General features: G+C 33.1%; 8 protein-coding genes. 6 read left to right on the forward strand and 2 right to left on the reverse strand.

Annotated features, from left to right (window positions below):
- Nucleotides 1-9: 9 nt before the first annotated feature.
- Nucleotides 10-1,572, reverse strand: a complete 1,563-nt coding sequence (locus ACVFVN_RS10715) for a DoxX family protein (RefSeq protein WP_456235244.1) — start codon at nucleotides 1,570-1,572, stop codon at nucleotides 10-12.
- Between the two features lie 212 nt (nucleotides 1,573-1,784).
- Entirely contained in the window at nucleotides 1,785-2,021 is a 237-nt protein-coding gene (locus ACVFVN_RS10720; protein ID WP_456235245.1) for a hypothetical protein, read from the reverse strand.
- Nucleotides 2,022-2,302: 281 nt separating this feature from the next.
- Between ACVFVN_RS10720 and ACVFVN_RS10725 the strand changes: the two genes are divergently transcribed.
- From ACVFVN_RS10725 to ACVFVN_RS10750, 6 genes are all read left to right on the forward strand, one after another.
- On the forward strand, nucleotides 2,303-4,027 hold the full coding sequence (locus ACVFVN_RS10725; RefSeq protein ID WP_456235246.1) for a helix-turn-helix domain-containing protein: 1,725 nt from the start codon (nucleotides 2,303-2,305) through the stop codon (nucleotides 4,025-4,027).
- Nucleotides 4,028-4,146: 119 nt separating this feature from the next.
- Nucleotides 4,147-4,995: an RteC domain-containing protein gene (locus ACVFVN_RS10730; protein ID WP_456235247.1), complete on the forward strand. Its 849-nt coding sequence runs from the start codon at nucleotides 4,147-4,149 to the stop codon at nucleotides 4,993-4,995.
- Nucleotides 4,996-5,301: 306 nt separating this feature from the next.
- Nucleotides 5,302-5,559 carry a helix-turn-helix domain-containing protein gene (locus ACVFVN_RS10735; RefSeq protein WP_456235248.1) on the forward strand — a complete coding sequence of 86 codons (258 nt, stop codon included), beginning with the start codon at nucleotides 5,302-5,304 and terminating at the stop codon, nucleotides 5,557-5,559.
- A gap of 413 nt (nucleotides 5,560-5,972) precedes the next feature.
- On the forward strand, nucleotides 5,973-6,653 hold the full coding sequence (locus ACVFVN_RS10740; protein WP_456235249.1) for a hypothetical protein: 681 nt from the start codon (nucleotides 5,973-5,975) through the stop codon (nucleotides 6,651-6,653).
- Between the two features lie 140 nt (nucleotides 6,654-6,793).
- A complete protein-coding gene (locus tag ACVFVN_RS10745; protein ID WP_456235250.1) occupies nucleotides 6,794-7,435 on the forward strand; it encodes an ATPase in 642 nt (213 codons plus the stop codon).
- Between the two features lie 204 nt (nucleotides 7,436-7,639).
- A partial coding sequence (locus tag ACVFVN_RS10750; RefSeq protein ID WP_456235251.1) for a T9SS type A sorting domain-containing protein occupies nucleotides 7,640-9,028 on the forward strand: 1,389 nt, incomplete at its 3' end.

The following is a 9,028-nucleotide window of genomic DNA, read 5'->3' on the forward strand; positions in this document are numbered from 1 at the left end:
TACTCTTTTTCAGGTTTTCGACTTTCCCTGCTTCGCGAAGTTTCTTTTGAGTTTAGAACTAAGTGTATATCTTGTTAATACCCTATTGTATAAGACAAACAAATAATCATCTGTTACAACAAAATCTGAAATTTTTTCTTGATTATTTTTTTCAATTTTAATGCTACCAAGATAGTCTCCTGTAATAGTGTTATAGAGGTCAATAGTATTATATTTTTTCCATTGACTTGATTTTTCATAACGTCCCTTAACGTAAGAAGTATTAAACAAAATATCTTTGTAAACATAGGATTTGCCGTTAACTCTTAAAGATGGAACAGATAATTTATTAGAACCATTTTTTAGAGAAATACTTTTGACTTGGGCATGAGCAGTAGTGTCTATAGTTTGATGCCTGTTTAGTAAGTTTAGATTGTTATCCATACTTATAAACTGATTGCGATAAGCATAAACGTAAATAAATCCGTTACTTTCATTGTTTGCTAACAAAGACCCATCATTATCAAAAACACCATCGTGTTGTTTTTCCAATACATCGTATTGGATTTTTAATTGTGGATTTTCATTAAGCTCTAAAATAGCGATTTCTAGTTCTTTATTGTTGGTAAATACCTTCACTGCAAAGGCACAAGGATTAATAGGGCGGAGTTCAGTAAAGAAGACATCATTTTTACTAATGCTTCGTAGGCTGTCAATATGAGATTTTCCAATTTGGATAGTAGGAACAGTACCGTCATAAAGATAATTATACCCAGATTTATAAACTAGCTTAATATTTTTAAAATTGTCATTTGAGCTTTGGAGAATTAGCTTTTTAGTACTGATTTTTGTTAAGTCAAATGTAACAGTAGTTATTCTCAATGGATATTGGAGATCTCCAATGTAAATTTTGTTTTTCGACTGTCCAATAAAATAATTAAACTTTGAATCGAAAAATATGCTACTCGGACTAACTATTGGATACTTTAAATAGACACGTACAAAATTATTCTCTTTCTTAATTATGTAATCCGACGAAAGAAATAATGTGATGACAACTGCTGTTGATAGTAATGTTACCACGCAAATTTTTACGATGAGCGAGATATTGTTTTTTTTAATATATAGACAGTTCTGATTCGCTTTGCCTTGATTTATCCTCCTACTATATTTATCAGGGTAGCTTCTATAGTTAATAACAATAGCACAGATTGCTAGTATGACACATGCCGTATTGAAGAGAAGGTGCTCCGTCCAACCCATTTTTTCAAGTATACCACCACAAGAACATGGGACAAAATCACTATAGTTGAGAATAAGGTAAATGTAAATGCTAAAAGCAGACATGATGCCTAAAGAAGCATAAAGACCTATCAGCCGTGTTTTTGGAATTATTAAAAGAGCAACAATCATCATTTCTGAAATAATTGTGGCATATGAAATAAAACCAGCATATGCACTCAGCAAGGGTGATTGTGCAATCTGTACTTGAAAATTCTCAAAATCTAGTATTTTGCTGATGCCCGCATAACAAAATAACAATACAAAAAAGTAGCTTATCGCAACTGGTAATATGGAAGATATTTTTTTCATGATTTCTATACATTAGCAACGGTATATTAATTTCCAGTATATTATTGTACCACAGTAATCTGGCATTTTTACACCTTTTGTTATAACACAACTCGTTTTGAAATTTCCCAAACTCTCCCAAAGCCCACTTATAGGACATGCTTCGTCGGTGGTACATAATATAGGAGAGTGGGAAACCATAATCTTACTTTTTTGTTTTTTGAATAACCTTCTTAGTTTGCTTTGGTAGGAGCTGTATTACTCCTCCAATCTTGTCCATCTTTTACTGGCGGATCAGGATCATTCTCTTTAGAGTTTTTGTCAATGTCCAAACTATCACGTTTCATGTAGTTGGTGTTTTTTTCTTGGGACTTAGTTTCTGTCGGTGCAAGAATATCATTTTGATCTCTGCAACTTTTTAAGCCAATAATGCTTATCGTAAAAACGAATAATGGGATGTACTTTTTCATACTTTTTTTAATTTTTTAAAAGTTCTCCCCAGCTGGGTTCTAGTAGAATTCTAATCCCAAATTTATAAGACAGTGGATATTCAAAAAAGTGAATTCTGTCCCATTTCGTAAATGATGACGTCATAATTTATAAATTTTGACGCTTGTTTTATGAAGTTTGTATGTTTTTGATACCTATTGTGAATACTTATTCTTAATTTTTTTAAATTGTTAATGAAAATGAGTAGATATATACTTATTTGAATTAATTTGATAAGTTCTTGATTGTTATGATTTAGGCTATGCAGCAATCAAAATTTTTAATATTATTATTTAGTGTTCTTGCACCTATTTTATGGGCGCAAACAAACAATTCTGCACAATACCAATCAATTCGATCTAAGTATGAAAACCTCAAAAAAAATGATACTGCCGCGCTTGTTTTTGTAAAACAATACATCAAACTTGCTAAGGCTAAAAATGACTATCCTAGACTGGTGCAAGCTTATAAGGATGCAGTTTTATATACAGACGATTCATATGAGAAGCTTAAATATGCTGATAGTACAATTGCAGTAGCACATTTGTCGAATGATTCGGATTTAATTTCATCAGCCTATTTGGGAAAAGGAATTGTGTATTACTTCAACTATAGAAAATACAAACTAGCCCTAGACGAATACCTTAAGGCTTATCAATATACTAAATCAACCAAAGATTTATACCTTCATTACAAATTAATATACCATATGGGAGTTGTAAAAAGTTTTTTAGGCTACAATGATGAAGCATTACAACACTTCCAACAAACAATTTCTTATTTTGAAAACGAACTTAAAAAAACTAAACACCCGAATTTAATTTATAATGACAAAAGAGCTTACTATAACTGCCTTCATCAGTTAGCGGTTATATATTCCAATCAAACTAAGATACCAGAACGGGACAGCATTTTAAAAGTCGTTAATACGCTTCATGTAAGTGCGAAAGAGTTTCCACTTGAAAATGCTTATTTCATTAAAACCAAGGCTATAGCTGAATATAATGCCAAGTACTATAATAACAGTATAAAGCACTTACAGGAAGCGCTACCAGCTTTACAGGATGCTAAAGATTATGCATGGATTAGCTTATGTTATTTTTATCTGGGCAAAAACTATTTAGCTATTAATGATAGGGAGCAGGCTATGGACTATTTTGCTAAGGTTGATCAAATTTTTGAAGAGCATCAATTTTTATTACCAGAGGCGAAAGCTGTTTATGTATATTTAATTGCTGACGCAAATGTTCAAAAAGATACATCTGCAGAGCTTTATTATACGAAGCAACTTTTAAAAGCAGATTCTATTCTTTCACAAGATTACAATGTCATTTCTCAAAAAATGCACAAAGGTTTTGATAGCCAAGAATTACAAGAAAAGCTAAGCTTCTTAGAAAAAATCAATAACCGTCGCACTATTGTGGCTCTAATACTAGCAACTTTGTCCATTATTACTTTGGTAGTATTGATATTACGGATTAAGAAAGAAACTAACATTAATAAAAAATATAAAGCGCTAAAGCTCAAATTAGAAGAATCTTCACAATTAATAACTGAAGAAACCAAGACCATGGCTATCCAAGCATCCAAAAAGAATCATATTAGTAATGCGAAGTATGAAGAGCTAGAGAATGCCCTGCAAGCTTTTGAAAAAAAGCTAGGTTTTCGGAAGAAATCTCTAACGCAATCCAAATTGGCGGAAATGTTAAATACCAATACGTCCTATCTTTCTAACTTCATAAATGACACAAAAGGAGTCAATTATACAACATATATTAAAAGATTGCGTATTAACTATATTACGACTTTGCTAAACACTAATCCGCAATTTCTAAAATACACTGTAGAAACATTAGCAGAGGAATGTGGGATGTCTTCACGACAAAATTTTTCAGACGCATTTATCGAAATCAATGGTATTCGTCCAATTGATTTTATTCGCAAAAGAAAATCAGAAATCGAAAGTCAAAAGCTATCGGAAGGCTGATTGCCTTTCTATCTAATGTTACTACTCAATAGGCTAACATTATCGAATCTTCATTCTTTTTGGTTGTTAAAATTTTCATGTAACAAGCATCTTTCCGTATTTTTCTATAAAAATAGGACATGCACAACACTACATTTTTCAAAAACATTGAGTTAAACTACCAAAAGCTTGAACAAGATTTACTTGCTATTCATGAGGAACACGGTACCGGAATCATGGCAATAGAAAATTGCTTGATAATACTAGATGGTCACATAAGGCAGTTGCGATCTATGTTGCTAAAGCATCATTTTGAGGCAATGGGAGATGAGATTTACTTTTTTAAAGAGGTAAAACCAAAATTTATTGCAAAGTATATCTATTACAATAAAGCATTACAAATTGAAGTGTTGAAGCCGCTTTCCGATATAAGAAATCAGCGAAAATTTTACCAGGCAGAAATTAAAAAAATAAAACTGCATCAAGACTCCCAATCAGAATTTTATCATTATTACAAGCGTAACGCAACTTTCCTAGATCAAAAATATTTTGTGCGCTATAGTTATGATCTAAAAATGGCGGTGCCAAATCAACTGTATGATTTTGACGAAAATTTTACAACTTCTCATGATTATAGTGTTGCAAGCATTTTAGCGGATACAATGCTACTTCAGTATATTTCAGATAGGTTGTTGGACTTGGATCTACCTGAAGAGTTTAATATGAAAGCTAAAACAAAGATAAGCTGGACCTTATCTAAAGTCGCTATAATAGAATTGTTTTACGCCTTACACCAACAAAAAGCATTTAATAATGGCAATTCAGACTTATCTGAATTGATGAGGTATGTGGAGAATGTTTTTGATATCAAGCTTGGTAATTTCCATAAAGTCATTCAAGAAATTAAGTACCGTAAAACCAACCGAACGAAATTTCTTAATCTCCTAACAGAAAACCTTAATCGACATTTCTTAGACAACGACGAATGAATTTGTATTTTATTTCTTGGTTCTCGATTCTTGGCTCTTGGCTCTTTGTTATAGTTTAAATTTTCAGTTATCCACAACACACTAACCAAGCCTGTGTTCATCGGCGTTTTAAAAATACTTTTCGGTAGTACGAAAAACTACCGAAAAGTATTCGATTGGATTTCTAAACTTTGAAAACACAAAATAACCACAAAATCCAACAATATGAATACCTCTTAATTACTTACTACCAACAACCAACCCCATTTCTCGAATCTCGAATCTCGAATTTCAAATCTCAAATTTCAAATCATAACTCTATCACCCATGTCTGTATCAATCATCACAAAAGAAGACCTTCAAGAATTCAAAACTGAATTATTAGAAGACATCAGAAACCTATTTCAGTTCCGCAGCACCGAGCAGAAGCTTTGGCTAAAATCTTCGGAAGTCAAAGAATTGCTAAACATTTCAGCAGGGACATTACAAACCTTGCGTATCAACGGTACGCTGACCTACTCAAAAGTAGGCGGAACCCTCTACTACAACTACAAAGACATCGAAAAACTTTTAAACAATACCTAAAACCAACCTGAAAAAATGACAAAACATAGAAGGCTATACTACAATGAAAAAAGGGCATCTATATTTTAAACCTTAAGAAAAAACTCATACGTCATCATTCATAACTCCTCACTCATAACTCCTCACTCATAACTATTAACATGAACTACATCAGCCATCTCACCGCCTTTTTTGAGCGAGCATCAATGGATACTAGGCTCAATACCACGCATATCAGCATGTATATGTCTTTATTTCAATTCTGGAATTTCAACCGATTCAAAAATCCAATTAGCATTTCTCGAAGCGAAATCATGAAAATCAGCAAAATCAGCGCAATTGCAACCTACCATAAATGCATTAAAGAACTAAATGCTTTTGGTTATATCATTTATGAACCAAGCTATAACCCTTTTAAAGGAAGTTTGGTCAAAATGTTAGATTTTGAAAATGGCAAAGTCCCGCAATCTCCAAAGCAGGCTAATCAGCAGACAAGTTCTGAACAAGCATTGAATCAAGCCTCACCAAAAAATAAACAAGTTGAAGATAGCTTGCAGTCAGGTACTGAACAAGCATTAGTACCTTATATAAACAATAATAAACATATTAAACCAAATAAAACATTGTTTGTAAACACCCAAACATTTTTTTTAAATATTGAAAAAATAAAAGAATTAAATTCTCAAAAAAGAAAAGTTGCGCCAAAAGAAAAAAACAGAGGTTCAGAATCAAGTACAACTGTTATTCCGAGCCTCCTTGTCATTCCAAGCGCACCTGTCATTCCGAGCGCAATTGTCATTCCGAGCGAAGCGAGGAATCTCCAGACCCCTCAATTCAAAATCCCACACATCTCGGAAGTTAAATTATACTTCGAAGAAAAAGACGCACCAATCGAAGAAGCTGAAAAATTTTACAACCACTATGAAAGCAACGGCTGGCTAGTAGGAGGGAAGTCTAAAATGAAAAACTGGCAAGCAGCCGCTCGCAATTGGCTTTTAAACGCCAAAAAATTCAATAATAGCCAAAATTTACCATCAACTAATAACCATCAATCGGCAACTAAAAACAACCACCTCAGCGCCTCCATCAACAAATCTTATCAAGACCCTTTATAAAAAGCTTATCGACCAATCGTAAATCCAAGATCGTAAATCCTACAACCGTCATTTCGAGTAGGCATTGCCGTATCGAGAAATCATAAATCGACAATCGTATATCGTACATCATTCAATTCCTAACTCATCATTCTCTAATCATGAATCTCCCCACAAAAGAAATCCAAATGCGCTACGACTACGGCAAAATAGTCCCATGGTTTTTAAAGAAAGCAAGTCTATTTCTTGGAAAAGAATATGTAGTTAGTGATGCGGAACGACCGATTATATTCGCGATGATTGCCTATATGCTAAATGATGATTTAGTCGCTAAAGAAATGAATTTTGATCTCAATAAAGGAATTTTACTGTCTGGACCCATAGGCTGTGGAAAAACAAGTCTATTTAAAATTCTTAGACATTGCAAATTTCCAAAAGCAAAATATAATATGCCATCAACAAGAACCATTGTGTCAGAATTTATGCGCGAAGGATATCCTATTTTGGAAAAATACACCAATGGAATATCAATAGGAGATTCGATAAAGCCAAAAGTGTACTGCTTTGATGATTTGGGCATAGAAACCTCCTCAAAATTCTATGGCAATGATTGTAATGTTATGGCAGAAATACTATTATCGCGCTATGATCTATTTGTTGAAAAAAAAATATTAACCCATCTCACCACAAATTTAACAGCTTCTGAGATTGAACACCAATACGGCAACCGTTTACGCTCCCGCATGCGCGAAATGTTTAATTTGTTTGGGTATGAGGAGTGTATAGAAGATAAAAGAAGATAGATTTCATGCAGTTTCATGGGATTATTCTAAAAAACCGAGGTAAAAGCGGGAAAGTTTGAAAAACGAAGGGTTTTTCATGAAACAAAAAAAGTTAAGTTACAATACATTAATACCTCATAGATGTTTACAATTTAATAGAAAAAATGTTAAATATTTATAAAGTTTGTTAAAATTTACCGTATTTTGCCATATCTAAAATAATTTATGAAAAAAATTTATTGTTGTCTTGGTTTAATAATATTAAATCAAGTTTATGGTCAAAAAATCGCCTGGCAACGGGATGTCAAATCTTCCACTCAAGATATTCTTTCGCATGTTGTAACCACTATAGATGGTCAAATTTTAGTTGGAGGGAGTTCCATACAAACAGCAGATGTTCAATCATTAGGAACGAATCAAAATAATGGCTACGATTACCATATCGTAAAAATAGATCAGCAAGGCAGTAAGCTTTGGGAAAAGTATTATTCTGGTAATCAACATGATTACTTAGATTCTTCAATTGCTTGCTATGATGGTAGTTTTTTACTCTCAGGGACTTCTTATTCTACATTAGGTGAAGATAAGCGAGAAAAATCTATCGGAGGATCTGACATATGGATCATAAAACTTGACGAAAATGGAGAAGAGCAATGGCAAAGAACAATAGGAACCCGACAAAATGAAGAAGCGAGAACTGCTGTACAGACAATTGATGGTAATTTCGTAATCCTTGGAAGTACAAATAATACAAAGTTGAGCTTTGGGCAAAAAGATGTTTTGGTTGCTAAACTTGATAAAAACGGAAAAATATTAAGTCAACTCATCTTAGGAGGAAGTGCTTTGGATGAAGTTGAACATAGTATCGCCACTAGAGATGGAGGAATATTATTGGGTATTTATTCCAGAAGTCCAAGAAACGAAACATCACCTAAGTCAAGCATTTCGTATAAAAATTTCCTGAAAGAATCTAGTTTTAATCCTATAAATATAGATAAGGCCAACCCGCAAGACGATAAGACTAAAACTAATAAAGAAGATGCAACATCAGAAAATTTTGATATTTCATTTTATGCAAAGCAGTCCGAACATTTTGAAGGAGGCGATTATTGGTTAGTGAAATTGGATAAAGACGGAAAAGTAGAATGGGAAAAGACATTTGGCGGTAAGGATGATGATCATATTAAAGCATTATCATTAATTGATTCTGGTTATATTATTGCTGGAGAAAGTAGCTCTTCTACATCTGGTAATAAAAGAGCAAGTTTAAAAGAAGGAACAGATCTTTGGATGGTGGCTTTAGACGCGCAGGGTAATGAAGAATGGCAGAAATCTTACAGTTTTGGTAATCGAGATATTCTAATGTCTGCAAATAGTATAAAAAATAAAGAATCAAAAACCAAAGGCTTTTTAGTTGGTGGCTATACACAAGCTGAAGGGAAAAAGAAAAGGGATGACGAAACTTTTTGGATGTTATATATTGATAGTAAAGGCGAAGAAGTATGGCGCAAACATATTGAAGGCGAATCTAAAAAGAATCAGGAACGTTTGACTAGTGCAATACTGACACAGGAAGGTTCTTACATATTGGCAGGGACCAGTGCAAATCAATTA

Source organism: Soonwooa purpurea (assembly GCF_053891095.1).

What these genes read in the sequence shown, in the direction of transcription:
- ACVFVN_RS10715 (WP_456235244.1), bottom strand. Translation starts at nt 1,572, where the DNA reads ATGAAAAAAATATCTTCCATATTACCAGTTGCGATAAGCTACTTTTTT.
- ACVFVN_RS10720 (WP_456235245.1), bottom strand. Translation starts at nt 2,021, where the DNA reads ATGAAAAAGTACATCCCATTATTCGTTTTTACGATAAGCATTATTGGC.
- ACVFVN_RS10725 (WP_456235246.1), top strand. Translation starts at nt 2,303, where the DNA reads ATGCAGCAATCAAAATTTTTAATATTATTATTTAGTGTTCTTGCACCT.
- ACVFVN_RS10730 (WP_456235247.1), top strand. Translation starts at nt 4,147, where the DNA reads ATGCACAACACTACATTTTTCAAAAACATTGAGTTAAACTACCAAAAG.
- ACVFVN_RS10735 (WP_456235248.1), top strand. Translation starts at nt 5,302, where the DNA reads ATGTCTGTATCAATCATCACAAAAGAAGACCTTCAAGAATTCAAAACT.
- ACVFVN_RS10740 (WP_456235249.1), top strand. Translation starts at nt 5,973, where the DNA reads ATGTTAGATTTTGAAAATGGCAAAGTCCCGCAATCTCCAAAGCAGGCT.
- ACVFVN_RS10745 (WP_456235250.1), top strand. Translation starts at nt 6,794, where the DNA reads ATGAATCTCCCCACAAAAGAAATCCAAATGCGCTACGACTACGGCAAA.